Source organism: Streptomyces sp. NPDC127068 (genome assembly GCF_042724695.1).
Taxonomy (GTDB): domain Bacteria; phylum Actinomycetota; class Actinomycetes; order Streptomycetales; family Streptomycetaceae; genus Streptomyces.
Genome location: NZ_JBHXEN010000006.1, coordinates 171,967 through 195,033, shown reverse-complemented (window position 1 = coordinate 195,033; position 23,067 = coordinate 171,967). Strand labels below are relative to the sequence as shown.

Here is a 23,067-nt window from a genome sequence, read left to right as displayed (position 1 = left end):
TACAAGCATCACTCCAGCCGACCCTGAAGTGTCAAAAACGACGGCGGTGGGCACCGCCCCGGGAGGCACCTTGCACATACCCACCGGTACGTCCGGCGGACCGCAGCGGCACTGGCTGCTGCGCCTCGTCATCGCCTTCGCCTTCGCGCAGGCGGCGGTGTCGATGGCCCGGCCCGCCGTGTCGTACCGTGCGCTGGCACTCGGCGCCGACGAACGCGCCGTCGGCGTCATCGCCGGTGTCTACGCCCTCCTCCCGCTGTTCGCCGCCGTTCCCCTCGGCCGCCGCACCGACCACGGCCGCTGCGCCCCCCTGCTGCCCGCCGGAGTGGCCCTCATCGCCGCGGGGTGCGCACTCAGCGGCACGGCCGACTCCCTGACCGCGATCGCCGCCTGGAGCGCCGTCATGGGACTCGGCCACCTGTGCTTCGTGATCGGCGCCCAGTCGCTGGTCGCCCGGCAGTCGGCGCCCGAGGACCAGGACCGCAACTTCGGGCACTTCACCATCGGGGCCTCCCTCGGCCAGCTGATCGGCCCGATCGGCGCGGGACTCGTCGTCTCCGGCCAGGGCGCCGAACTGGCCCGGACCAGCGCCCTCGCCCTCCTCGTGGCGGCGATCACCGGAGCCGTCGGCCTCAGCTCCCTGTGGCGGGTGGAGCACCGGGCGCCCGCCGGGCCGGCCCCCGCGCGCAGCGCGCCGGTCCCCGTCCACCGCATCCTGCGGACCAGGGGAGTGCCCGGCGGCATCGTCATCAGCCTGGCCGTGCTGTCGGCCACCGACGTGCTCACCGCCTTCCTCCCCGTCGTCGGCGAAGAACGGGGGATCAGCCCGTTGGCCGTCGGACTGCTGCTCAGCCTGCGGGCCGCGGCGACGATCGCCTGCCGACTGGTGATCACGCCCATGATCCGGATCGTCGGCCGGACCACCCTGCTGGTGACGAGCTGTCTGCTGGCGGGCGTCCTGTGCGCGGGCGTGGCGCTGCCCGTTCCGGTGTGGGGGCTCGCCCTGATGCTCGCCCTGCTCGGCTTCTGCCTCGGGGTCGGCCAGCCCCTGTCGATGACCACCGTGGTCCAGGCCGCCCCGCCCGGAGCCCGTTCCACCGCACTCGCCCTGCGGCTCACCGGCAACCGGCTGGGCCAGGTCGCCGCGCCGGCCGCCGCGGGCCTGGTGGCCGGGGTCGCGGGGGCGGCGGCCCCGTTCGTCCTCCTCGGCGTCCTGCTGTTCGCCTCGGCGGGCCTGGCCCTGCCGCCGCGCGGCAAGCCCGGAGGCGGGGCCCGGCCGCTAGATGATTGAGTCCGATGTTTGTGCTGACCGCGACCGTGGCGAAGGACGCCCGTTGGTCAGTGTGTGAAGACAAACCTGGACGCCCTTCTGCCGGCACTGTAGGTGTTCATCGACGACCATGTGTTGCCGTGTCAGGGAGGTCGCCGGATCGGGCGACCTCCGAGACTGACGGACGCCGAACTGCTGTGCCTGGCGGTCGCGCAGGCCCTGCTCGACTTTCCCTCGGCGCGGCACTGGATCCGCTTCGTCCATGCCCGGCTGTCGCATCTGTTCCGCTATCTGCCCCAGCAGTCCGGCTACAACAAGCGGCTGAACGCAGCCGGCCCGCTGATCTCCCAGGTGATCGAAGCCCTGGCCCGGCAGGTACCCACCTGGCACGACGACCTCAGGCTGATCGACTCCACGCCCCTGCCCTGCGCCGCGTCGAGGGAGACCGTCAAACGTTCCGGCCTCGCCGGACACGCCGGCTACGGCTACTGCCGCAGCCACTCCCGCTTCTTCTGGGGATTCCGGCTCTATCTGCTCACCACCGCCGAGGGCATGCCCGTGACCTGGTGCCTGGCGAACCCGAAACTCGGCGAGAGGGAGGTGATGACCGCGCTGTTGGAGCGCGATCACCGCCTGGTCCGCAACGGTCGGGTGATCCTCGCGGACAAAGGCTTCGCCGGGAAGGGCTTCGAAGCGTTCCTCACCGACTGCCTCGGCGTGCACCTCGTGCGGCCGGACCGGAAGAACGAACCCGTCCGGCACGGCCGCCTCGCCCGCTCACGCCAGTGGATCGAAGCAGTCTTCGACACCCTCAGAGGCCAGCTCAGCCTCGAACAACACGGCGGCAGAACCCCGGCCGGAGTCTTCGCCCGCACCGGACAAAGACTCCTCGCCCTGGCAGCAGCCATCTGGCACAACTGGACCACCGGCGCCAAAACCAAACGATCCCTGATCGCCTACGACCACTGAAACCACTCGGACCCACTCATCTGGGCCATTCGTTCGGATTACCTGATCGTTGGTCCGGGTGTGCCATTGAGTGACGCGCAGTGGGCGCGGTTCGAGCCGTTTGCTGCCGGACCGGACGCCGGAGGGTGCGCCCACCCGGTGTCCCCCGGGTGGGCGCGCCCGCGGCGCGGCGGGGCCTTGTCGTCAGGTGGCGCTGCGGCAGAATTCGGCGCTCGGGATCTCTTCGACGATGCCGAGGGCCTTGGAGATTTCGGCGTTCATGTTGAAGGCGAAGGTGTGGCGGCCGTCCTCGGTGGTCAGGCCGTAGGAAGTCCCGCCGGGGATTCCGCCGGGGTGGCCCCACACCTTGGCGCCGCACTTCGTCGCGATGGTCCTGATGCCGAGGCCGTATCCCTGGCCCGGTTCGTCGGGGTCGGGGACGGTGGTCTTCATGGCGTTGAGCTGCTCGCGGGGGAAGAGCTTGCCGCGCATCAGAGCGCTGAAGAACCGGTTCAGGTCGCCGGTGGTGGAGATCAGGTCGCCGGACGACCATGCGATGGTCGGGCTCAGCTCGGTCGTGTCGTACAGCTTGGTCGCGTTCGGGGCGAGGCTCAGCGGGTCGTAGCCCCGGCCGCTCGGCTGGGGCATGCCCGTGGCCTTGCCGGGCGCGCTGGTGCCCCGCAGACCGAGGGGTTTGATGATCCGGCGTGTCATCTCCTGTTCGTAGGAGGAGCCGCCCGCCTTCTCGATGATCATCCCGGCGAGGATGTAGCCGGTGTTGGAGTAATTGTGCTGGGTGCCCGGGGCGAAGTAGGGCTTGTGGGCGATACCGACCCTGACGAGCTGCTCGGGGGTGTGCGTGTCGTAGCGGTGCTGGAAGAAGCCGGGCGCCACAAGGTACTTCTGGTAGAAGGTGTTGTCTTCCAGATAATTGAAGAGACCGCTGGTGTGGTTGAGCAGCATCCGTACGGTGATCTTCCGCCCGTCGTTGCCGTTGCCGCGGACGAGTCCGGGCAGCCACTTCTCCACGGTGTCGTCGAGATCAAGCAGGCCGTCCGCCTCCATCTGGAGCAGGACGGCGGCGGTGAACGTCTTGGTGACGCTGCCGATCCGGAAACGGTCGTTCGCCCCGCGCGGGGTGATGGTCTTGACGTTCCCGACGCCCGAGGAGCCCTTCCAGACCCCGTCCTTGTCCCTCGCCTGGCCGAGCGCCCCGGGCACGCCTGCCGCCACCACGGCGTCGATCGCCCGCTGGGTCGCCGCATGCCCCCGATCCTTCCTCTCCCCACTCTGCTCCGCCTGCGCGATCCCTCCGATCCCGGTGACGGTCACCGCCGCCACCGCCAGCCCGACTACGGCCGTTCGCACCCGTCCTCGTACCGCGTTCATGCCTGTTACCGCCTCAGCGTGTTCGTCCGTCTCGGGGTCCACCCCGCCGGCCTGCGTCGTCCAGCACACCGGCGCGAACCCATATCGGGGGTGGTGACGTGGCATGGAACGCCCGGGTTGACAGCCGGCGGACGGTTGAGCGACTTCCGGCCCACTCCTGGCTTTAAGACACGGACGCCTCGACCGGGACAGGACCTGCCCTGCCCTGCCGGCCGGGAGTGGCCGTCACGGACGCCCTCCGGGCGGGAGGGCGTGGCTCAGGGATTTCCCGGGGATCAGTCCGCTTCTCGGCTGTCAACCGAGGCGTCCGGATACCGCTGTGGTCGCACGCCGACCCCGACATGAGGCCGATGCCCCCAGGCACCTGTGCACGGCAGGGTCTTCTGTGACCCCTCCGCCCGGCCCGAGGCCGGGATGAAAGGACCGCCATGCGTTTAAGCGCACTCACAGCCGCGCTCGCCGTGGGAATCATCGCCCCGCTGGCGCCTCAGACGGCGTTCGCCGCCCAGGCCGCTCCGGACTCGGGCTCCGCCACGACCTGGTACGAGAGCCAGAAGCCCCAGTGGAAACAGTGCGGCGGCACGGCCCCCGCCCGCTTCCAATGCGCCACGATCCAGGTCCCCCTGGACTACCAGCGGCCCGAAGGCCCGAAGACCGGGGTCGAGATCTCCCGCCTCAGGACGAGCGTCCCGGGCAAGCGCCACGGGGTGCTGCTCTTCAACCCCGGCGGCCCCGGCGCCGAAGGCCTCTCCGTTCCTCTCGACATGGCGGCGAAACTGCCCGCGTCCGTACTCGACAAGTACGACCTGATCGGTTTCGACCCCCGGGGGCTTGGCCGCAGTTCCCCGCTGAACTGCGGCTTCACCCAGGAGGAAGACCAGTTCTTCGACAGCCCCTACAAGCCGGAGACCGCGCAGCGGGACATCGCAACAGCCCGCTCGATGGCTCAGAAGTGCGAAGCGAAGGAGGGCGACCGGATCCCGCACATCACCACCCGCAACACCGTCCGGGACATGGACGTCATCCGCGCCGTCCTCGGCGAGAAGAAGATCTCGTATCTCGGTATCTCGTACGGGACCTATCTGGGCGCCGTCTACACCCAGATGTTCCCGCACCGCGCCGACCGCTTCGTCCTCGACAGCGCCGTCGACCCGAAGCGGGTGTGGCGCGGGATGATCCAGGTCCGCGCCGAGGAAGCCGGCTCCGCGTTCGCCCGCTGGTCGAAGTGGACCGCGACGCGCGACGCCCGCTACGACCTGGGAGCCACCCCCGCAGAGGTCCGCGACACCTTCTGGAAGCTCGTGCGGAAGGCCGACCGGGCGCCCATCACGCTGCGGGGGGAGAGCTGGGACGGGGACAGGATCCGGGGCGACCTGGCATTCGGCTTCTACTACGTCAAAACAGGAGCCGAGAAGGTCGAAGACCTGCGCCGGGCCTCGCTCGGACTGCCCGTGGGTCCGCCGCCCGCCCCGGCACCGTACACTCCGCCCCCGGGCGGCACCGAGACCACCTGGTCGGTCATCTGCGGTGACGACGAGACGGCGTGGCCGCGCAACCCCGCGCAGTACCGGAAGGACTCCATCCGGGACAAGGCCCGCTATCCGATCTACGGCGACTTCACCTCCAACATCAAGCCCTGCGCCTTCTGGGGGAAGTCGGCCGAGCCCGTCACCGTCGTCGACAACACCGTGCCCGCACTGATTCTGCAGAACGAGTGGGACGCGCAGACCCCGCAGATCACCGGAATCGGCATGCACAAGGCCCTCAAGGGCTCCCGGCTGGTCTCGGTCAAGGGCGGCGAGGGCCACGGCATCTACCACGGCGCTCCCGGCCAGTGCGCCGTGAAGGCCGGAAACGACTACCTCGCCACAGGCGCACTGCCCCGACGGAACGTGACCTGCGCCGCCACCGACGACCAGAACTCCCTCGCGGAGGAGAACACCGGCAGCCGTACGAGGGCGGGCCTGCCCACATGGTCGACGGGTCAGCCTGGATAAACCGCACAAACCCCGCCCGCACGGCCACGCCGGACGGCGCGCGCCCGGTCCGGTATCGACAGGGCCGGGCGCACGGTGAAGCCCGGTGCCTACGCCACCGACACCAAGCACCGGCGGGGAACAGCTCACCGACCACCAGCGAACCGCCCTCCCGGAGGCAGGAGCCGAGTGGGCGTGACACCGCCCCCAGCCGGTCGTTGAACACGCCGGTCAAGCGAAGTGCACCACCAGGCCCCGGGCAGCAAGCACCCGGGGCCTGGTCGTTCACCAATCAGCCGGAGCGGGAGCGGTAGCCGAGGGCAGCGGTGGTGCAGTGCTCGCCACCACGCGCCCGACCGCCTCCGCCTCGACCTGGTCCAGCGCGGGGCGGCCCCCGCCTCTGGAACGGCGCAGCACCGCGGACAGCACCTCGTGGTCGGCGGTCCCGCACGGGCCCGCACAAACATCGGACTCAATCATCTAGCCCTCCTGCACCTGCACGCGCGCCTGCGGCACGGTGAACCGGAGGGCCAGCCCGTCCAGCAGGGCGGCCAACCCCGCCTCGAAGGCCCGGTCGTCGACCGACCGCTGCCGCTCCGCGAGCAGAGGGGCCTGCCCGAGCCGGGGGTGGGCCGCCGGGTCGTGGGCGACCTCCGTCGGGGAGTCGACGAACCCGCCGGCGAACGAGCCGAGGGCCGCCCCCATGACGAAGTACCGCATCGACGCCCCGACGGAGGTCGCCTGCACGGGGGGCCACCCCGCGTCCACCAGCGCACCGAACACCGTGTCCGTGAGGCGCAGCGCGGCGGGCCGCCGGCCGGGGCCCCGCGCGAGCAGCGGTACGACGTGGGGATGGGCGCTGAGGGCCCGCCGGTACGACAGCGCCCAGTCGTGCAGGGCGGTGCGCCAGTCCCGGTCGCCCTCGAACATCGACAGGTCGACCTGCGCGCTCACCGAGTCCACCACCGCGTCGAGGATCTCGTCCTTGGTCCGGAAGTGGTTGTACAGCGAGGGGCCGCTCACCCCCAACTCCGCGGCCAGCCGACGCGTCGACAGGGCCGCCAGCCCCTCCGCGTCCACCAGGCCGAGGGCCGTTTCGACGATGCGGTCCTTGCTGAGGAGGGGTCTGCGGGGTCTGCCCATGCGCCACATCGTAGAGCCGCGGGTGCGTCCCGGCGCTCACCCCGACGAGGGTGCACCGGCGCAGGCCGGGGCAGGTGCTGAGTACGGATCTGAGTACCCGTACGGAGGCGGTCCCGGCCGCCCGGGGCGAGGGTGGGGCCATGAGTGAATCATCGGTCAAGCAGCAGTCGACGGCCGCGTTCTACGGCCAGGCCGTCGTCTCGTTCGCGGTCGCCCTCGGGGCCACCGGGGTCGGCATCGCCCGACTGGACGCGGACTCCTGGGTACGCGCCTTCCTGGCCATCGCCGTCCTCTACCTCGTCACGTCGAGCTTCACGCTCGCCAAGGTGATCCGGGACCGCCAGGAGGCGGACCGCATCGTCAGCAGGGTCGACCAGGCCCGGGTGGACAAGCTGCTCGCCGCGCACGACCCGTTCGAGAAGCTCTGAGCCGGCTCCGCGCCCCCGCCTCCCTTGTCTAAGCGCTTGCTCACCTTCGGGGTATCGTTGCTTCCCGGCCGGGGGCCCGACCAGGGACCGGCCGGCGAGAAGAGGAGCGCGTGATGACTGCGGCGGACGAGACCGGCTGCGACACCCCGCCCTGGGGCCAGGTCACGCCGGACGCGGCCCGACGGCTGCTGGTGGCCGCCGTGGAGGCGTTCGCCGAGCGCGGCTACCACGCGACCACCACCCGGGACATCGCGGGCCGGGCCGGCATGAGCCCGGCCGCGCTGTACATCCACTACAAGACCAAGGAAGAGCTGCTGCACCGGATCAGCCGGATCGGTCACGACAAGGCCCTCGCCATCCTGCGCGAGGCGTCCCGTGCCCCCGGCACCCCCGCCGAGCGGCTCGCCGGTGCGGTGCGGTCCTTCGTCGGCTGGCACGCCGCCCAGCACACCACCGCACGGGTCGTGCAGTACGAACTCGACGCCCTCGGCGAACCGGCCCGGGCGGAGATCGTCGCCCTGCGGCGCCGTACCGACGGCGTGGTCCGCGACCTCATCGAGGAGGGCGTGCGCACGGGGGAGTTCGACGTCGAGGACGTCCCCGGAACCACCGTCGCCGTGCTGTCGCTCTGCATCGACGTCGCCCGCTGGTTCAACGTCGCCGGGCGCCGCACCCCCGACCAGGTGGGTGCGCTCTACGCCGACCTCGTCCTGCGGATGGTCGGGCACCGGGCGCCCTGACACCGCGCGGGCGCCTTCAGAAGGAGTAGCGGGAGACCGACTCCGCGACGCAGACCGGCTTGTCGCCGCCCGCCCGCTCCACCGTCACCGCGGCCGTCACCCGGACGCCTCCGGCCACCTCCCGGACCTCGCGCAGCACCACCGACGCCCGCACCCGGGAGCCCACCGGAAGGGGGGCCGGGAAACGCACCCGGTCGGTGCCGTAGTTGAGGGCCATCCGCACGCCGTCGACCCGCATGACCCGGGACACCAGCACGGGCAGCAGGGCGAGGGTGAGATACCCGTGCACGAGGGTCGTACCGAACGGACCCGCCGCCGCGCGTTCCGGATCGACATGGATCCACTGGTGGTCCCCGGTCGCCTCGGCGAAGAGATCGACGCGATTCTGGTCGATCTCCAGCCACTCGCCGGGGCCCAACGGCTCACCGACGGCGGCACGCAGTTCCCCGACGGACGTGAAGATCCTCGGCCCTGTCATCTCCCTGACCTCCCCGACCGTGCCGCTCCGGCGCCCTTCGCGCGCCCGCTCAGCACCGGGGGGCCGGCGAACCGTGTCAACGCGGACGCGACCGGTTGCCCGGCCAGGTGGATTAGGCTGCGAAGGGTGCCCCAGATCCCGGTCAAGGTCCATGAACTCACGGTCGGCCAACTCGCCGCCCGCAGCGGAGTAGCCGTCTCCGCACTGCACTTCTACGAGTCCAAAGGGCTCATTTGGAGTCGGCGCACCTCCGGCAACCAGCGCCGCTACCACCGGGACGCGCTGCGCCGGGTCGCCTTCGTCCGGGCCGCCCAGCGGGTCGGCATTCCGCTCGCCACCATTCGGGACGCCCTCGCGGAGCTCCCCGAGGAGCGCACCCCGACCAAGGAGGACTGGGCCCGGCTCTCCCGGGCGTGGCGCGCGGAGTTGGACGAGCGCATCAAACAGCTGGGCCGACTGCGCAACCACCTCACCGACTGCATCGGTTGCGGCTGCCTGTCCCTGGAGACCTGTGTCCTGTCGAACCCGGACGACGTCTTCGGTGAGGAGAACGCGGGCTCCCGGCTCCTCCCGTCCCGGCTGAACAAGCCCGCCCCGCCGGAAACGGACCCGGCGGGCGTCTGTTCGGGGTCCCAGCCCGGGGACCCGACCGCCTGCGAGCCGTCGAACTGACGTCCGTCGTCCGGTGAACCGTGCGGGCGGCTCCGGACGCCTCCGGGCAGCTCCTCCCGGGGCTCCGTCGCTCGCCCCTCGGTGCTCGCCGCCCCGGCGACCGGTCGACGCGCCGCGGGGCCGGCCCCGTGCGGAACCCCCGGCCCCGGAGTGACCGCCTACACGCTCACCAGGGCCCGGGCCCGCCGCGCCCCGGCCACCGCCGCCGTGGTCAACACGGGGCGCGGCACGATGATCCCGCACCTCTGACACACCGCGCCGGCCGAGGGTGCGTGCGCGAGGTCGTGCCGCCACACCAACTGCTCGTCCCCACAGACGGGACAGCCGTCGCCCGGTTTCCGCTCCAGCGCGGCGATCAACCGCCGCAACACCTCGCCCAACGGGGCCCGCGGGTGCACCTGCGGGTCGTGGCACCAGGCGACCCCGAAGCCGCCCCAGGTCAGCCGGTGCCAGTCGTCCACGCTGCCGGGCCGGCGCAGCCCCCCGTGCTTCTCCCTGCGCCGTCGCGCCGCGAACTCCGACTCGTACGCGAGCCACACCGCGCGGGCGTCCTCCAACTCGTCGAGCGCCGCCACCAGCCGGCGCGGGTCGGGCGACCGGTCCTCGGGACCGAACCCGGCCCGGGAGCACAGGTGGTCCCAGGTGGCACGGTGCCCGTAGGGCGCGAACCGTTCCAGACACTTCCGTAGGGAGTACCTCCGTAGCGCCAGGTCGTTGCGGGGATCCCGCACCTGTCTGGCGAGACTTCGGAATCCGGCCATCGTCCTGCACCTCCGTCACTTGTGCGGTAGCACTCGTTCGACGTCGTTCGGGCGTTGTCGAGTAGACGAATGAGGACCCGGATTGGCTCCCTCTCATCTTCGGAAGGTGTGTTCATCTGGCCGAAACTCGACGCTTCTGCCCGCATAGCCGCCGGATGGAGCCTCGTCCGCGAGCGCAAGTTGACCAATGTTCACCATCGAAGATGAGAGGCCGCCTTCACCAGCTGTTCACCAACGGTCGCCATCGCTCACGTTCGGTCAGTTGTAGGTCAGGTAGCGCCGTCGCAGGGTGCGGAACGCCGACAGTTCCTCCTGCCAGGCCCCCACGACCGCATCCGTGTCCGCGCCCGCGTCGATCATCGTGCGGACCCGGGACGATCCGGTGAGGTGGTCGACCCAGTGCGTCGCCGTGCCGTCGGGCCGACGGTCTAGCCGCCAGGAGAAGGCGTTCCAGGTCCGCTTGGCGGTGACCAGCAGGCCGATCCCGGTCCGGACCGGGTCGAACGCCGCCCGGTCGTGGACGTGCAACTGCACGCCCCCGACGGTCTTGTTGACGAACTTGCCGAAGGTCGGGGTGAAGTACGCCTCGCGCAGGTGCACCCCGGGCAGGCCCAGGTCGTTCGCGGCGGCGGCCCAGCGGCCGTCCAGCCCCTCGGCGCCCAGCAACTCGAAGGGGCGGGTGGTCCCGCGCCCCTCGGAGAGGTTGGTGCCCTCGAACAGGCACGTGCCCGCGTAGACGAGCGCGGTGTCCGGGGTCGGCATGTTGGGGCTCGGCGGCACCCACGGCAACCCGGTCACGTCCGGGAAGTCGGCGCGCCGCCAGCCGGACATCAGGACCGTGTCCAGTTCCACCGGGCGTTCCAGGAACTCCGCGTTGAACAGCCGGGCCAGTTCGGCGACGGTCATGCCGTGGGCCTGCGCGATGGGCTCGCGGCCCACGAAGGTCGCGAACTCCTTGCGCAGCGACGGCCCGAGCGCCGCCCGGCCGGTCACCGGGTTCGGACGGTCGAGCACCACGACGCGCCGGCCCGCCAACTGCGCGGCCACCATGCAGTCGTAGAGCGTCCAGATGTACGTGTAGAAGCGGGCGCCCACGTCCTGGATGTCGAAGACGACGGTGTCCACCCCCGAGGTCCGGAAGACCTCCGCCAACGCCTCACCGGTCAACCGGTACGTGTCGTAGACCGGCAGTCCCGTCGCCGGGTCGTCGTGGCGGCCCTCCGAACCGCCGGCCTGCGCGGTGCCCCGGAAGCCGTGCTCCGGGCCGAAGACCGCCGTCAGGTCGACCCGCTCGTCCAGGTGCATCACGTCCACGATGTGCCGGGCGTCGCGGGTCACCCCGGTCGGATTGGTGACGATGCCGACCCGGTCGCCGCTCAACTGGGCGTAGCCGCCCGCGGCCAGCCGCTCGAACCCGGTGCGGGTGGCACGGCGGCCCCGCGGGGTGTGGGCGAGCGCCGGCGTGGCGGACGCGACCGCGCCGCCCGCGGCCACCGCACCCCCGGTGACGGCCAGGAGTCCTCGACGGGAGAGCGTCATCGGCCGACCTCCGCCATCGCACACTCTCGAACGAAATACGTCATGTTCGATCCTTTCCGTCGGCGGAAACGGTCATGATCGCGCACGCTAGCGTGTGGTCCGCTCCTGCGGAATGCGTCGGACACGGGCGATCCGGGCCACCCCCCGTACTCCCGGTGGACCTGCCCGCGCCGGTGCGGCGCGCCCGGGGGTAAGGTCCAGGCCGATGGGGGCGACCCGGTGCACGACACGCCGCCCGCACGGCCGCCGCCGGAACGCGGGGGCGGTGGGGTGCGGTGGTGCCGGTGCCGCTCCCGGGCACCGTGCGATCACCGACGCTCCTGCGGACCCGCCCGCCCGATCGACGACGCGGCGGTCCTGCGGTCTTCCACCCCACGCGTCACGGACGTCACGGGCGGCGCGCGTGGACCTCTTCCGCACCCCCTCGTGCAGGCCCGCACGCCCGCGCGGAGGCCGCGGACGGGGTGGGAAGATCCTCGGGCCGCAGCCGCCGTTGACGCCGGTGCCCGGAGCACGACCCACGACACAGGAAGGCGGGTGCCCACGTGCCCAAGACGAAGGCCGGAGACGGAGCGACCGTCCCGCAGCGACTCCTGGCGGCTGCCACCCGCCTCTTCGCCGACCGGGGCTACGACCGCACCTCCGTACAGGAGATCGTGGAGGCGGCCGGGGTCACCAAGGGCGCGCTCTACCACTACTTCGGCTCCAAGGAGGACCTGCTCCAGGAGGTCTACTCGCGGACGCTACGGCTCCAGCAGGAACGCCTCGACGCCGTTGCCGGAGCCGACGCCCCCGTGACGGACCGGCTGCGGGACGCCGCCGCCGACGTCGTGGTCACCACCCTGGAGAACCTCGACGACGCGGTCATCTTCCAACGCTCCATGCACCAACTGAGCCCCCAGAAGCTGCGGCAGGTACGGGCCCAACGCCGGCACTACCACGAGTGCTTCCGCGCGCTCATCGAGGAGGGCCAGGCCAGCGGGGTGTTCTCCACCTCGACCCCGGCCGACCTCGTGGTCGACTACCACTTCGGCTCGGTCCACCACCTACCCACCTGGTACCGCGCGGACGGCCCCCTGAGCCCCCGGCAGATCGCCGACCACCTGGCCGGCCTGCTGATGCGCGCCCTGCGCCCCTGAGCACCGCGCCGGTCAGAACACGACCACCGCGGCGCACCCCGCGAGGACGACCGTACCCAGGGCCGTGACGGTGGCCAGCCGCGGCGCCAACGGCGGCGGGGGCGCGGCGCTCCCGGAGAGCTGCCAGGTCCTGCGGTGCGCCACCGCCAGGAACCCCAGCCACACCAGGACGCACAGTCCGCCGGCCACCGCGCAGACCGCGGGCGACCCCCCGTCCGCGGCGGCCCGCACCGCGAGCACGGCCACCACCGTGGCGGTCAGCGTGGTGCGACGCCACGCCAGCCTGGTCCGCTCCGGTTGCAGTCCCGGATCACGGACCCGGCCGGTCATTCCGCCCAGCCCGCGAGCACGATCACGACCATCGCCACGGCCACTATCGCCACGACGAGGCTCAACAGGGCGGGGAAGCGCGACACGGGCAGGTCCTCACCGCGTCGCATCGCGCGCTCGCAGCGCACCCAGTGGTTCACCGCGCGCAGGGCGCACAGCACCCCCGCGCCGAGGAGCGCGAGGGCCAACCCCACGCGCCAGCCCCACCGCAGGTCGGGGAGGAACTGGTCCACGGCGAAACCGCCGCCGATCAGGGCCAGCGCGGTCCGCAGCCACGCGAGGAACGTGCGCTCGTTGGCGAGCGAGAAGCGGTAGTCCGGGGTGTCGCCCTCCTCGGCGATCCGCTGCGGCGCGAACCAGAGCCGCAGGGACGACAGGGCCCCCCGACCGCGCCCCCCGCCCCCGCTCACCCGGACGCCCGTCCGGCCGCCCGGCGCTCCCGCAGCAGACGGTACGCCTCCATGCCGTCCGGCACCCAGGTCCAGGTGTCGAGCACGGCCAGCAGCTCCTCCTCGGGCAGGAAGGCGTGCCAGTCGACCTCCTCGACCTGCGGCCGGACGGCCTCGGCGCAGCGCACCTCGTGGACGGCCGACCACCAGCCGTACCCGGTCTCCGGGTCCCGGTAGAGGAAGGTGAACAGGGGCGTGGGCGCAGGGAGTCCCGTGACCCCCAACTCCTCCTCCGCCTCCCGCAGCGCGGCCGTCGCGTAGCTCTCCCCGGTCCCGACCACCCCGCCGACGAACATGTCGTACTGGGAGGGGAAGGCCAGTTTGGTGGCGGTCCGCCGGTGGACGAACACCCGGTCCTGCGGGTCCCGGACGAACACGAACACGCAGCGGTGCAGCAGTCCGCGCGCGTAGACCTCGCCCCGGGACGCGCGCCCCACCACCCGGTCCTGTTCGTCCACGACGTCGAGGACCTCGTCCGCGGCCGTGCCGGCGTTACTCATCCCCCCATCCAAGCACCACCCCCGCGGCCCCGCCGATCGGGTCCGGTCGGAGGTCAGCCCGGGTCAGGACGAGCCGGGGACCGTCCCGTGATGCAGGTCGCCTGCCCGGGCGTACTCCTCCGCGCCCCGGGGCATGGCCGGGTGCAGCCCGAGCAGCACGATGCCCCCGACCACCGCCGCCAGACCCGCCGCCTCCCAGGCCAGCGCGGCCGAGTCGGTGCGCAGCCGGTCCCCGAGGAACCCGACCCCGCACAGGATGCCGGCCAGCGGTTGCGCGGCGGTCAGCGCGGGCAACGACATCCGCAGCGGCGCCGTCTCGAAGGCGCTCTGCACGAGCAGCAGGCCGGTGACGCCGAGCGCCAGCACCGCGTACGGCTGCCAGGAGGTGATCACCGAGCCGAGACCGGAGTCGGCGAACCGCAGCCCGGTCACCCGGGTCAGCGCGTCCTGTACGCCGTACAGCAGCCCGGCCGCGCCCCCCAGGAACACCGGCGCCACGACCAGTCTGGCCCGGAGCGCCAGCCCGACGAGGAGCGCCGCGGCCCCCAGGACCAGTCCGATGATCAGCCACTGGCGGAACGGGTCGGCGACCGCCTCCCCGGCCTCGGGCCGCCCCGCCACGATGAAGGCGCTCACCCCGCCCGCGAGCAGGGCCAGCCCCGTCCACCCCTGGGCGCCGAGCGGCTGCCCGGTCAGCCATCGGGACAGGGCCAGCGCGAACAGCAGATGGGTGGCGAGCAGGGGCGCCACCAGACTCAGCTGCCCGTGTCCGAGGGCCAGTGCCCCGAGGGCCATGCCGCACACCATCAGCCCGATGCCGGCGAGCCAGCGCGGCACCCGCACGAGGTCCAGCAGCAGTCGGAAGGAGAGGAAGTCGCCGAGCGGCGCCCGCTGGGCCGCGTCCTGTTGGAGGACGAACCCGAACCCCAGGCAACAGGCCGCGCTGACGGCGAGGACGAGCACGAGTACCGACACGCCGCAGACCACCTCACGACCGTCCGGCCCGGAGCGCCGGGCACCGGGATCCGTGGCCGGTGCGTTCCGGCCACGCCCGCACCGGAGGCCGCACCGAGCGAGGAGTCCCCGTCACGAGAGGTTGACGCGGGTCACCCCGTCCCCCAAGGATCTGACTCACCAGTAACCCCAGTATCCCACCCGGGCGCCGAGCCGCCGGTGCAACGGGGGGTCCGGTGGACCGGAGGGACGGCGCATGGCGTACGACGCAGACGCGATCGTGATCGGCGCGGGCCTCGCGGGCCTGGTGGCGACCGCGGAACTCGTGGCCGCGGGCCGCAAGGTCATCCTCCTCGACCAGGAGCCCGCGCAGTCGCTCGGCGGCCAGGCGCACTGGTCCTTCGGGGGCCTCTTCCTCGTCGACTCCCCGGAGCAGCGCCGCATGCGCGTCCGCGACAGCCGGGAGCTGGCCCTCCAGGACTGGCTGGGAAGCGCCGGCTTCGACCGCCCCGAGGACCACTGGCCCCGTCGGTGGGCCGAGGCGTACGTGGACTTCGCCGCGGGGGAGAAGCGTTCCTGGCTGCACCGGCGGGGGGTGCGCTTCTTCCCGGTCGTCGGGTGGGCGGAGCGCGGCGGCTACGACGCGACCGGCCACGGCAACTCGGTGCCCCGCTTCCACCTCACCTGGGGCACCGGCCCCGCCCTGCTCGCCCCCTTCGCCCGACGGGTCCGCGACGGTGCCGCCCGGGGGCTGGTGGACCTCAGGTTCCGGCACCGGGTGACCGCCCTGTCCGGCCCGGCCGGGACGGTGGACACGGTGGGCGGGGAGGTCCTCGACCACTCGGAGGTGGCCCGCGGCCGGCCCAGCAGCCGCACCGTGACCGGTTCGTTCGAACTGCGCGCCCAGGCCGTGATCGTCACCTCCGGCGGCATCGGCGGCAACCTGGGGCTGGTCCGCCGCAACTGGCCCGCCCGGTTGGGCACCCCGCCCGCGCGCATGGTCCGCGGGGTGCCCGCACACGTCGACGGGCTGATGCTCCAGATCACCGAGGCGGCCGGCGGCCACCTGGTCAACGGCGACCGGATGTGGCACTACACCGAGGGGCTGCACAACTGGAGCCCGATCTGGCACGACCACGGCATCCGCGTGCTGCCCGGCCCCTCCTCGCTGTGGCTGGACGCGCGCGGCAACCGGTTGCCCGTTCCGCTGTTCCCCGGCTTCGACACCCTGGGCACCCTCGACCACCTGATGCGGACGGGGTACGAACACAGCTGGTTCGTCCTCAACCGGCGCATCATCGGCAAGGAGTTCACGCTCAGCGGCTCCGAACAGAACCCCGACCTCACGGGTCGTTCCGTGCGCGGCGTGCTCGCCCGGGCCCGCGCCCGGGTGCCCGCCCCCGTCCAGGCGTTCCTGGACCACGGTGCGGACTTCGTGGTCGCACGCGAACTCGGCCGACTGGTACGCGGCATGAACGCGCTCACCGGGGAAGACCTCGTCGACGAGGGGGAGTTGCGCCGGGTCGTCGTCGCGCGTGACCGCGAGGTCGCCCACCCGTTCACCAAGGACTCCCAGCTCACCGCGATCCGGGGGTCCCGTGCGTTCCTGGGGGACCGGCTGGTCCGCACGGTCGCCCCGCACCGTCTGCTGGACCCGGCGGCCGGCCCCTTGATCGCGGTGCGGCTCAGCATCCTGACCCGCAAGACCCTGGGCGGGCTGGAGACCGACCTCGACTCCCGGGTCCTCACCGAGAGCGGCGAACCGGTCGGCGGGGTGTACGCCGCGGGCGAGGCGGCGGGTTTCGGCGGCGGGGGGATGCACGGTTACCGCGCCCTGGAGGGCACCTTCCTCGGTGGCTGTTTGTTCTCCGGTCGTGCGGCGGGCCGGGCCGCGGCCGGGGCGATCGGCTGACCGATCCGCCGGCGCTGCGTACCGCTGGCACGGCGCGCTGCCGGGCTCGGTGTACGTCCCGCGCGGCATGCCGCGCGGTGCGGCGCGAGTCCCGGGGCGGCCCGGCGCGTGCGGCCGGGAACCGCCCCGCCCCCGGAAGCCGGTCCGTAGGTACCAGCGCCGGAAACCGGTCCGTCGGTACCGGCGCCCCGGAACCGGCCGCCCGGAGGCGTGCCCCGGCGGACCGGCGGGTAGGACGTCCCACGAACCGCACGTCAACCCCGTACGACCTCCCGCTCATTCGCCCGCGTCGACCCGGATCGTTCGCGAACGATCAAGGAACCAGCAGGTCGTTGAACCCGACCCGGCTCAAGTCGACAGGGGATGAAGCGGCATCCAAGGGACAACTCGACCGTTCGAACGGGTACTTGACACGTGTAGGTGATCCAGTCGCTCTTGACTCAGGGCACCTCGTGCCTGTTTGCTGTCCGTGATCATTCGCTCAACACACCGTGTCGGGGAGGAAGTCCCGCGGTGACGCCACCCCCACCGCCTCTGGGTCGCTCGCGCAAGCGCGGCCCGCACGTCTTCGACGCGGCCCTCGATGACGCACCCTTGGCCACTGCGCGCACTGCGCTCACCCAGGGCCGCTGGTCCGTGGTCCGCGGTCTGCTCGTCGACACCGGCGACGACTGGGACCGACGGGGCCACCGCATCTCCGTACTGGCCCAGGAGGGCAGCACCCTGGCCTGGGCCCAGGACTGGAAGATCGCCGAGCCGGAGTCCGTCGACGCCGCCGTGCTCATCGGGTTCGCCACCGTTCAGCGCGCGCTGAACGGCAAGGCCCGCCCCGATGCCGCGCGCGCCGCCTGTCGCACGGCCACCGGTCTCGTCCCCGACGACCCCACGCCCTGGCTCGCCCTGTTGACACTGGAACGCGCCTTGGGCACCGAGGACGACGTGGTGCGGCTCTTCGACGAGGTCAGGCACCGCCACGCCGAGCACCACCAGGCCCACCACCTGATGATCGCCCGGCTCGCCGAGCGTCGTGCGGACGCCGGCCAGGACCCCATGCACGAGGTCTACGACTTCGCTGCGTGGGCCGCCGAACAGGCACCGGCGGACTCGCCCTTAGCGATCCTCCCGGTCGTCGCGCACGCCGAGCGGTACCGCGTCCTCGCCGCGGCCGGCAGCGAGCCCGCCGATCCCCTCTCGTCCGGACACTGGGTCGGCCGCCGCGCCCGCCAGGTCATGAAGGCCGCCTTCGACTGGTGGCTGGAGTGGGAGCGCGAGGACCACCCGCGCAACCGGGTCGACCTCAACTTCCTCGCCCACGCCAAGTACTGCGGAGGCAGGGGCGCCGAAGCAGCCGCCCTCTTCCACCGCATCGGCAACCACATCACCCCCGCCCCCTGGTCGTACCCCGACCGGGACCCGTTCGAGGCGTTCCGGGAAGCGCGCGGCGCCTCCCTGGGCACCGTCTGACGGCGCCGTTCCCCCCGCGCCCCGGCGGTCGGCGCGGACCGCACCACCGAGCACCACCAGCACGGCCCCAGCAGCACCGGGGCACCGAGGCGGCGCGGGCCACCGGGCAACCACCCGGGACCCGCGCACCTGCGGCACCGGCGCACGACGCGTCCGCACCATCCGCACACCCCCGCACGACCAGCACCAGGGCACCACCGCACCACCGGGCCGCACACGAGTACGACGCACGTACTGATGTACGGGCGCACGACGATCCGCCGGCCCACAGCACACCGCAAGAGCCGCACCAGCAAGGCCCGCACCACGCTCAGAGGACCCACGCGAAAGGACCATCCCCGCCATGAAGACGGGCAGTTCGAGTTCCAGCGACACCAGATCCGCCCCCGGTGACAAGCCCGGTGGGATCAACACGTTCAAGGGCCACGACCGCGCGTTGCGCGCCGACCGGCTCGGCACGGCGGGCCTCCTCCTGTCGGTGCTGGCGGCGACCGGACCGCTCATGGTCGTCGCGGGCGTCATGCCCACCACCTTCGGCGTCATGGGCATCGTCGGGCAGCCGTTGCTCTTCGTCCTGCTGGGCGTCGTCCTGATCCTCTTCTCCTTCGGATACGCGGAGATGAGCCGTCACGTTCACAACGCGGGCGCTTTCTACGCCTACATATCGCGCGGTCTCGGCGGCACCGCGGGCGCGGGCGCCGCGCTGGTGGCGCTGGTCGCCTACAGCGCCCTCCAGGTGGGGCTCTACGGGCTCTTCGGCTTCGAGGTCTCCCTGCTCGTCAACGAGCACCTCGACGTCGAACTGGTCTGGTGGGTCCCGGCCATCGCCTGTGCCGCGGTCGTCGGCTTCCTCGCCCTGATGAAGATCGACGTCAATGCGCGGGTCCTCGGCGTGCTGCTGCTCATCGAGGTGGCGCTCGTCGTGGTGTTCGACATCGCGGCCATCGCGGACCCCTCCAAGCAGGGCGTGTCCCTGGAGGCGTTCAACCCCGACACCCTCACCGGTGCGGGCATCGGTACCGCCCTGTGCTTCTGCATCGCGGCCTTCACCGGCTTCGAACAGGCACCCGTCTACGCCGAGGAGACCAGCCGTCCGCAGGTCGTCGTAGCCCGGGTGATGTTCCTCGCCGTCGGCTTCGTGGCGGCGTTCTTCGCCTTCAGCTCCTGGGCGCTGACCGTTGCGGCCGGCCCCGACGGCGTCGTCCCCGCAGCCCGTGAGCACTCCGCGGGGATGCTCTTCTACCTCACCGAGAGCCGACTGGGCGAGACCTTCACGGACATCATGCACGTCCTCCTCGTGACCGGTGTGTTCGCCGCGACGCTCAGCTTCCACAACGTCGTGTCCCGCTACGCCTTCGCGATGGGCCGCGAGGGCCTGCTGCCCGCCGCGTTCGGACGGACCAGCAGCGCCAGCGGCGCCCCCGGCACCGGCGCCCTGCTCCAGAGCGGCGTCACCATCGTCGTGCTGCTGGCGTTCGCGCTCACCGACGACAAGCCGGTCGGCGACCCGACCGCGCCGATCCTGCGCCTGTTCACCTGGATGGGCAACATCGGCGCCTTCGGGGTCACCCTGCTGATGGCCGTCGCCTCGCTCGCCGTGATCGTCTTCTTCGTCCGGCGCGGCGCCGCCCGGGCCCAGCTGTGGCGCCTGATCGCCTCCGGCATCGCCGGCACGGCCCTGCTGGTCATCGCCGGGTACACGGTCAAGGACTTCTACGTCCTGGTCGGCACCGGCTCCGACTCGCTGCTGCGCTGGGTGCTGCCCGGCATCATCGTCCTCGCGGCCGTCGTCGGCCTGGCCGTCGGCGCGTTCCTGAAGTCCCGCAACCCCGAGGCGCACGCCCGGATCGGCCTCGGCAACGAGGCGTTCCAGTTGGAGAAGGCGGCCGAGGGCGAGTCCTGACCCCGGCGCCCACGCCGACGGGGCGGTCCGTCATCCGACGGACCGCCCCGCGTTGGTGTTCGGGGGTGGCTAGATCACCAGGGACAGCAGCATCACGATGGCACCGGCGACGACCGAGATGATCGTCTCCATCACCGACCACGTCTTGATCGTCTGTCCGACGTTCATGCCGAAGTACTCCTTCACCAGCCAGAAGCCGGCGTCGTTGACATGGCTGAAGAAGAGGGAACCCGCTCCGATCGCCAGCACGAGCAGTGCGAGGTGCGTGTTCGACATGTCGGCGGCCAGCGGAGCGACGAGACCCGCGGCCGACACGGTCGCGACGGTCGCCGAGCCCGTCGCGAGACGGATGACCACGGCGATCAGCCAGGCGAGCAGCAGCGCCGGGATCGACCAGCTCTCGGAGATCTCCAGGACCATCTGCCCCACGCCGGAGTCGATCAGCGTCTGTTTGAAGCCGCCACCCGCGCCGACGATCAGCAGGACGCCCGCGATCGGGCCGAGGGACTTCTCCACGGTGCTCGACAGCCGGCCCTTGGTGAACCCGGCCGCCTGACCCAGCGTGAACATGCCGACGATGACCGCGGCGAGCAGCGCCATCAGCGGCGAGCCGATCACGTCGAACACCCGCTGCACCATGTGGGTGGGGTCGTCGACGATGATCTCGACGAGGGCGCTACCGAGCATGAGCACCACGGGCAGCAACACGGTGAAGACGGTGGCGCCGAAGCCGGGGCGCTTCTCCAACTCCTCCGAGGGGCGCGTCGGGATCATGTTCTCCGGCACCGGCACGTCGACCCAGCGGGCGGCGTACTTGGCGAAGACCGGGCCGGCGATGATCACCGTCGGGATGGAGACGAGCACACCGAGCGCCAGGGTCAGACCGAGGTTCGCCTGCACCGCGTCGATCGCGACCAGCGGGCCGGGGTGCGGCGGTATCAGACCGTGCATCACGGACAGACCGGCCAGGGCGGGGATGCCGATCCGCATCAGCGAGTAGTTGCCCCGCTTGGCGACCATCAGCACCACGGGGATCAGCAGCACGATGCCGACCTCGAAGAACAGCGGCAGACCGATCACCGAGGCGATCAGCACCATGGCCCAGGGCATGGCGCGTCCGCTGGCCTTGGCCAGGATCGTGTCGACGATCTGGTCGGCGCCGCCGGAGTCCGCGAGCAGTTTGCCGAGGATCGCGCCGAGCGCGATCAGCACGCCGACACCGGCGACGGTGTTGCCGAGCCCGCTGGTGAAGCTGGGGATCACCTTGTCCAGCGGCGCTCCGGCGAAGGCGCCGAGGGCGAGCGAGCCGATGGTCAGTGCGAGGAACGCGTGGACCTTGAACTTGGTGATGAGCAGGACGATGACGGCGATGCCCGCGAGCACGGCGATCCCCAGCTGGGCGTGGCCCGCGGAGGTGATCGGCTCGATGGGGTCCGCTGCCAGCATCTCGACGCTGAGTCTGGTCACGGTCGGTTTCCTTGGGGTACTCGGTCGTACGGGAACGTACGGAAGCGAAGGGGACGGAGGGTTGTGGGGCGCGTGCCCCGAGCGCGGGCGGCCCGCCGGGCGCCCGGCGGATCAGGCGGTCGGCGCAGGCGTGGGCGCGGCACCGTCCGGGGCCGCGAGTGCGAGGACGGACCGTTCGGTGATGTCCCCGGGGTCGCCCGCCACGTCGACGACCACCCCCGCCTCGTCCGGCTCCAGCGGCTGGAGGGTCGCGAACTGGGAGTCGAGCAGCGCGGTCGGCATGAAGTGGCCCTCGCGGTGGGACATGCGGTCCTCGATCAGCGACCGGTCGCCCGCGAGGTGCAGGAACACCAGGTCCGGTGCGGCGGTGCGCAGCCGGTCGCGGTAGCTCCGCTTCAGTGCCGAGCTGCTGACCACCCCGCCGAGCCCGGTCCGCCCGCGGGCCCACTCCCCGATGGCGTCCAACCAGGGCCAACGGTCCTCGTCGGTGAGGGGGGTGCCCGCGGACATCTTGGCGATGTTCGCGGCCGGGTGGAAGTCGTCGCCCTCGGCGTACGGGACGCCGAGCCGGTCCGCGAGCAGCGGGCCGATCGTCGTCTTGCCGGTCCCCGCCACGCCCATGACCACGATGACATGGGGCGTCGGAGCTGTGTTCTTCACGATCTGGAGTCCTCGTGTCCGGGGGCGTCCCCGGGGGCCGGGGCGCCCCGTCGGCTCGACGTCCGGGGGGCCGGACGCCGTCAGGGGGTGCGTGACATCGAGGTGTCACGACGCCGAACGACACTGAAACTCATAAGGTCTGATGAATTCAAGTGGGTGTGACATAAAAGTCTGACTTTTCGAGTTCGTGTGGGGACATCGCAGCTCGTAGGCTGAGCGCCATGACCTCCTCGGGCCGCGGCCTGCACGCCCATGTCCTCGACACCCTCGGTCCGGCGATCACCGCGGGCGAGTACCCGCCGGGCAGCGTGCTGCGCACCGATGAACTGGCCGGACGGTTCGAGGTGTCCCGGTCGGTGATGCGGGAGGCCGTCCGGGTCCTGGAGTCGATGCGCCTGGTGGTGTCCCGTCGCCGGGTCGGCGTCACGGTCCGCCCCACCCAGGAGTGGAACGTCTACGACCCCCAGGTCATCCGGTGGCGCCTCGCGGGTGCCGACCGGCCCCGCCAACTCCGCTCGCTGACCGTCCTGCGGTCCGCCGTGGAGCCGGTCGCCGCCGGGCTCGCCGCCCGCAACGCGACCGCCGCGCAGTGCGCCGAGCTGACGGAGTGCGCCCTCGGCATGGTCGCCACCTCACGCGGACGGCAACTGGAGGCGTACCTCGTCCACGACGTCGCCTTCCACCGGGTGGTCCTCAACGCCTCCGGCAACGAGATGTTCGCCCGCCTCGGCGACGTGGTCGCCGAGGTCCTCACGGGCCGCACCCACCACCAGGTCATGTTCGAGGACCCGGACCCGGCAGCGGTCACCCTGCACGTCCAGGTCGCGGAGGCGGTGCGCGAGGGGGACGCGGCCCGGGCCGAGGAGCTGACCCGACAGATCGCGGTCGGCGCGCTCCAGGAACTCGACGTCCTGGTGCCCTGAAGCACCCCGCCGCCCCGCCGCT

Annotated in this window: 22 protein-coding genes; 11 read left to right on the top strand and 11 right to left on the bottom strand. The window is 71.9% G+C overall.

The window, feature by feature from the left end; translation table 11 throughout:
* Positions 1 to 76 precede the first annotated feature (76 nt).
* Both ACFWIA_RS05835 and ACFWIA_RS05830 read left to right on the top strand, forming a co-directional pair.
* The gene (locus tag ACFWIA_RS05835) at positions 77 to 1,291 is read left to right on the top strand and encodes an MFS transporter (RefSeq protein ID WP_387000777.1); all 1,215 of its coding nucleotides are present in this window, start codon (positions 77 to 79) and stop codon (positions 1,289 to 1,291) included.
* Between the two features lie 93 nt (positions 1,292 to 1,384).
* Positions 1,385 to 2,239 (top strand): IS982 family transposase, encoded by an 855-nt coding sequence (locus ACFWIA_RS05830; protein ID WP_387000759.1) that lies wholly within the window; start codon positions 1,385 to 1,387, stop codon positions 2,237 to 2,239.
* A gap of 183 nt (positions 2,240 to 2,422) precedes the next feature.
* Here the strand turns inward: ACFWIA_RS05830 and ACFWIA_RS05825 are convergent, their stop codons facing one another.
* A complete protein-coding gene (locus ACFWIA_RS05825) occupies positions 2,423 to 3,586 on the bottom strand; it encodes a serine hydrolase domain-containing protein (RefSeq protein ID WP_387000757.1) in 1,164 nt (387 codons plus the stop codon).
* A gap of 449 nt (positions 3,587 to 4,035) precedes the next feature.
* On the opposite strand from ACFWIA_RS05825, the gene ACFWIA_RS05820 reads away from it, so the two are divergent.
* Entirely contained in the window at positions 4,036 to 5,604 is a 1,569-nt protein-coding gene (locus tag ACFWIA_RS05820) for an alpha/beta hydrolase (protein ID WP_387000755.1), read from the top strand.
* 459 nt (positions 5,605 to 6,063) lie between these two features.
* On the opposite strand, the gene ACFWIA_RS05815 is transcribed toward ACFWIA_RS05820, so the two are convergent.
* The gene (locus ACFWIA_RS05815; RefSeq protein ID WP_387000754.1) at positions 6,064 to 6,726 is read right to left on the bottom strand and encodes a TetR/AcrR family transcriptional regulator; all 663 of its coding nucleotides are present in this window, start codon (positions 6,724 to 6,726) and stop codon (positions 6,064 to 6,066) included.
* A 140-nt stretch (positions 6,727 to 6,866) separates the two neighbouring features.
* Between ACFWIA_RS05815 and ACFWIA_RS05810 the strand changes: the two genes are divergently transcribed.
* Positions 6,867 to 7,154 (top strand): YiaA/YiaB family inner membrane protein, encoded by a 288-nt coding sequence (locus ACFWIA_RS05810; protein WP_387000752.1) that lies wholly within the window; start codon positions 6,867 to 6,869, stop codon positions 7,152 to 7,154.
* Between the two features lie 113 nt (positions 7,155 to 7,267).
* Positions 7,268 to 7,894, top strand: a complete 627-nt coding sequence (locus ACFWIA_RS05805) for a TetR/AcrR family transcriptional regulator (protein ID WP_387000750.1) — start codon at positions 7,268 to 7,270, stop codon at positions 7,892 to 7,894.
* 16 nt (positions 7,895 to 7,910) lie between these two features.
* Here the strand turns inward: ACFWIA_RS05805 and ACFWIA_RS05800 are convergent, their stop codons facing one another.
* On the bottom strand, positions 7,911 to 8,372 hold the full coding sequence (locus ACFWIA_RS05800) for a MaoC family dehydratase (protein WP_387000749.1): 462 nt from the start codon (positions 8,370 to 8,372) through the stop codon (positions 7,911 to 7,913).
* A 126-nt stretch (positions 8,373 to 8,498) separates the two neighbouring features.
* Here ACFWIA_RS05800 and soxR point away from each other — a divergent pair, with 126 nt between their 5' ends.
* On the top strand, positions 8,499 to 9,044 hold the full coding sequence (gene soxR, locus ACFWIA_RS05795) for a redox-sensitive transcriptional activator SoxR (RefSeq protein ID WP_387000747.1): 546 nt from the start codon (positions 8,499 to 8,501) through the stop codon (positions 9,042 to 9,044).
* Between the two features lie 158 nt (positions 9,045 to 9,202).
* On the opposite strand, the gene ACFWIA_RS05790 is transcribed toward soxR, so the two are convergent.
* Together ACFWIA_RS05790 and ACFWIA_RS05785 are read right to left on the bottom strand one after the other, a co-directional pair.
* Positions 9,203 to 9,805 (bottom strand): hypothetical protein, encoded by a 603-nt coding sequence (locus ACFWIA_RS05790; RefSeq protein ID WP_387000745.1) that lies wholly within the window; start codon positions 9,803 to 9,805, stop codon positions 9,203 to 9,205.
* A 258-nt stretch (positions 9,806 to 10,063) separates the two neighbouring features.
* Complete coding sequence (locus tag ACFWIA_RS05785; protein WP_387000743.1) at positions 10,064 to 11,344, bottom strand: exo-beta-N-acetylmuramidase NamZ domain-containing protein; 1,281 nt, start codon at positions 11,342 to 11,344, stop codon at positions 10,064 to 10,066.
* A gap of 545 nt (positions 11,345 to 11,889) precedes the next feature.
* Between ACFWIA_RS05785 and ACFWIA_RS05780 the strand changes: the two genes are divergently transcribed.
* Entirely contained in the window at positions 11,890 to 12,483 is a 594-nt protein-coding gene (locus tag ACFWIA_RS05780) for a TetR/AcrR family transcriptional regulator (RefSeq protein WP_387000741.1), read from the top strand.
* A 12-nt stretch (positions 12,484 to 12,495) separates the two neighbouring features.
* On the opposite strand, the gene ACFWIA_RS05775 is transcribed toward ACFWIA_RS05780, so the two are convergent.
* From ACFWIA_RS05775 to ACFWIA_RS05760, 4 genes are all read right to left on the bottom strand, one after another.
* Positions 12,496 to 12,813 carry a DUF202 domain-containing protein gene (locus ACFWIA_RS05775; protein WP_387000739.1) on the bottom strand — a complete coding sequence of 106 codons (318 nt, stop codon included), beginning with the start codon at positions 12,811 to 12,813 and terminating at the stop codon, positions 12,496 to 12,498.
* Positions 12,810 to 13,223, bottom strand: a complete 414-nt coding sequence (locus tag ACFWIA_RS05770; protein ID WP_387000737.1) for a YidH family protein — start codon at positions 13,221 to 13,223, stop codon at positions 12,810 to 12,812. Before ACFWIA_RS05770 ends, ACFWIA_RS05775 begins: the two co-directional genes overlap by 4 nt.
* Positions 13,220 to 13,762: an NUDIX hydrolase gene (locus tag ACFWIA_RS05765; protein WP_387000735.1), complete on the bottom strand. Its 543-nt coding sequence runs from the start codon at positions 13,760 to 13,762 to the stop codon at positions 13,220 to 13,222. Before ACFWIA_RS05765 ends, ACFWIA_RS05770 begins: the two co-directional genes overlap by 4 nt.
* Positions 13,763 to 13,825: 63 nt before the next feature.
* Positions 13,826 to 14,737, bottom strand: coding sequence for a DMT family transporter (locus ACFWIA_RS05760; RefSeq protein ID WP_387000733.1), 912 nt, complete (start codon positions 14,735 to 14,737; stop codon positions 13,826 to 13,828).
* A gap of 235 nt (positions 14,738 to 14,972) precedes the next feature.
* Between ACFWIA_RS05760 and ACFWIA_RS05755 the strand changes: the two genes are divergently transcribed.
* The 3 genes from ACFWIA_RS05755 (at position 14,973) to ACFWIA_RS05745 (ending at position 19,995) form a co-directional block, all read left to right on the top strand.
* The gene (locus tag ACFWIA_RS05755) at positions 14,973 to 16,628 is read left to right on the top strand and encodes an FAD-binding dehydrogenase (protein WP_387000731.1); all 1,656 of its coding nucleotides are present in this window, start codon (positions 14,973 to 14,975) and stop codon (positions 16,626 to 16,628) included.
* Between the two features lie 513 nt (positions 16,629 to 17,141).
* Positions 17,142 to 18,092 carry a hypothetical protein gene (locus ACFWIA_RS05750; RefSeq protein ID WP_385493040.1) on the top strand — a complete coding sequence of 317 codons (951 nt, stop codon included), beginning with the start codon at positions 17,142 to 17,144 and terminating at the stop codon, positions 18,090 to 18,092.
* Positions 18,093 to 18,435: 343 nt separating this feature from the next.
* A complete protein-coding gene (locus tag ACFWIA_RS05745; protein ID WP_387000729.1) occupies positions 18,436 to 19,995 on the top strand; it encodes an APC family permease in 1,560 nt (519 codons plus the stop codon).
* A 69-nt stretch (positions 19,996 to 20,064) separates the two neighbouring features.
* On the opposite strand, the gene ACFWIA_RS05740 is transcribed toward ACFWIA_RS05745, so the two are convergent.
* Positions 20,065 to 21,462: a gluconate:H+ symporter gene (locus ACFWIA_RS05740; protein WP_387000728.1), complete on the bottom strand. Its 1,398-nt coding sequence runs from the start codon at positions 21,460 to 21,462 to the stop codon at positions 20,065 to 20,067.
* Positions 21,463 to 21,573: 111 nt separating this feature from the next.
* Entirely contained in the window at positions 21,574 to 22,083 is a 510-nt protein-coding gene (locus ACFWIA_RS05735) for a gluconokinase (RefSeq protein WP_387000775.1), read from the bottom strand.
* Between the two features lie 260 nt (positions 22,084 to 22,343).
* Here ACFWIA_RS05735 and ACFWIA_RS05730 point away from each other — a divergent pair, with 260 nt between their 5' ends.
* Complete coding sequence (locus tag ACFWIA_RS05730; protein WP_387000726.1) at positions 22,344 to 23,045, top strand: FadR/GntR family transcriptional regulator; 702 nt, start codon at positions 22,344 to 22,346, stop codon at positions 23,043 to 23,045.
* The last annotated feature ends 22 nt before the right edge of the window (positions 23,046 to 23,067 follow it).

What these genes read in the sequence shown, in the direction of transcription:
- ACFWIA_RS05765 (WP_387000735.1), bottom strand. Translation starts at nt 13,762, where the DNA reads ATGAGTAACGCCGGCACGGCCGCGGACGAGGTCCTCGACGTCGTGGAC.
- ACFWIA_RS05790 (WP_387000745.1), bottom strand. Translation starts at nt 9,805, where the DNA reads ATGGCCGGATTCCGAAGTCTCGCCAGACAGGTGCGGGATCCCCGCAAC.
- ACFWIA_RS05800 (WP_387000749.1), bottom strand. Translation starts at nt 8,372, where the DNA reads ATGACAGGGCCGAGGATCTTCACGTCCGTCGGGGAACTGCGTGCCGCC.
- ACFWIA_RS05820 (WP_387000755.1), top strand. Translation starts at nt 4,036, where the DNA reads ATGCGTTTAAGCGCACTCACAGCCGCGCTCGCCGTGGGAATCATCGCC.
- ACFWIA_RS05805 (WP_387000750.1), top strand. Translation starts at nt 7,268, where the DNA reads ATGACTGCGGCGGACGAGACCGGCTGCGACACCCCGCCCTGGGGCCAG.
- ACFWIA_RS05775 (WP_387000739.1), bottom strand. Translation starts at nt 12,813, where the DNA reads ATGACCGGCCGGGTCCGTGATCCGGGACTGCAACCGGAGCGGACCAGG.
- ACFWIA_RS05755 (WP_387000731.1), top strand. Translation starts at nt 14,973, where the DNA reads ATGGCGTACGACGCAGACGCGATCGTGATCGGCGCGGGCCTCGCGGGC.
- ACFWIA_RS05730 (WP_387000726.1), top strand. Translation starts at nt 22,344, where the DNA reads ATGACCTCCTCGGGCCGCGGCCTGCACGCCCATGTCCTCGACACCCTC.
- ACFWIA_RS05785 (WP_387000743.1), bottom strand. Translation starts at nt 11,344, where the DNA reads ATGACGCTCTCCCGTCGAGGACTCCTGGCCGTCACCGGGGGTGCGGTG.
- ACFWIA_RS05735 (WP_387000775.1), bottom strand. Translation starts at nt 22,083, where the DNA reads ATGGGCGTGGCGGGGACCGGCAAGACGACGATCGGCCCGCTGCTCGCG.
- ACFWIA_RS05815 (WP_387000754.1), bottom strand. Translation starts at nt 6,726, where the DNA reads ATGGGCAGACCCCGCAGACCCCTCCTCAGCAAGGACCGCATCGTCGAA.
- ACFWIA_RS05810 (WP_387000752.1), top strand. Translation starts at nt 6,867, where the DNA reads ATGAGTGAATCATCGGTCAAGCAGCAGTCGACGGCCGCGTTCTACGGC.
- ACFWIA_RS05745 (WP_387000729.1), top strand. Translation starts at nt 18,436, where the DNA reads ATGAAGACGGGCAGTTCGAGTTCCAGCGACACCAGATCCGCCCCCGGT.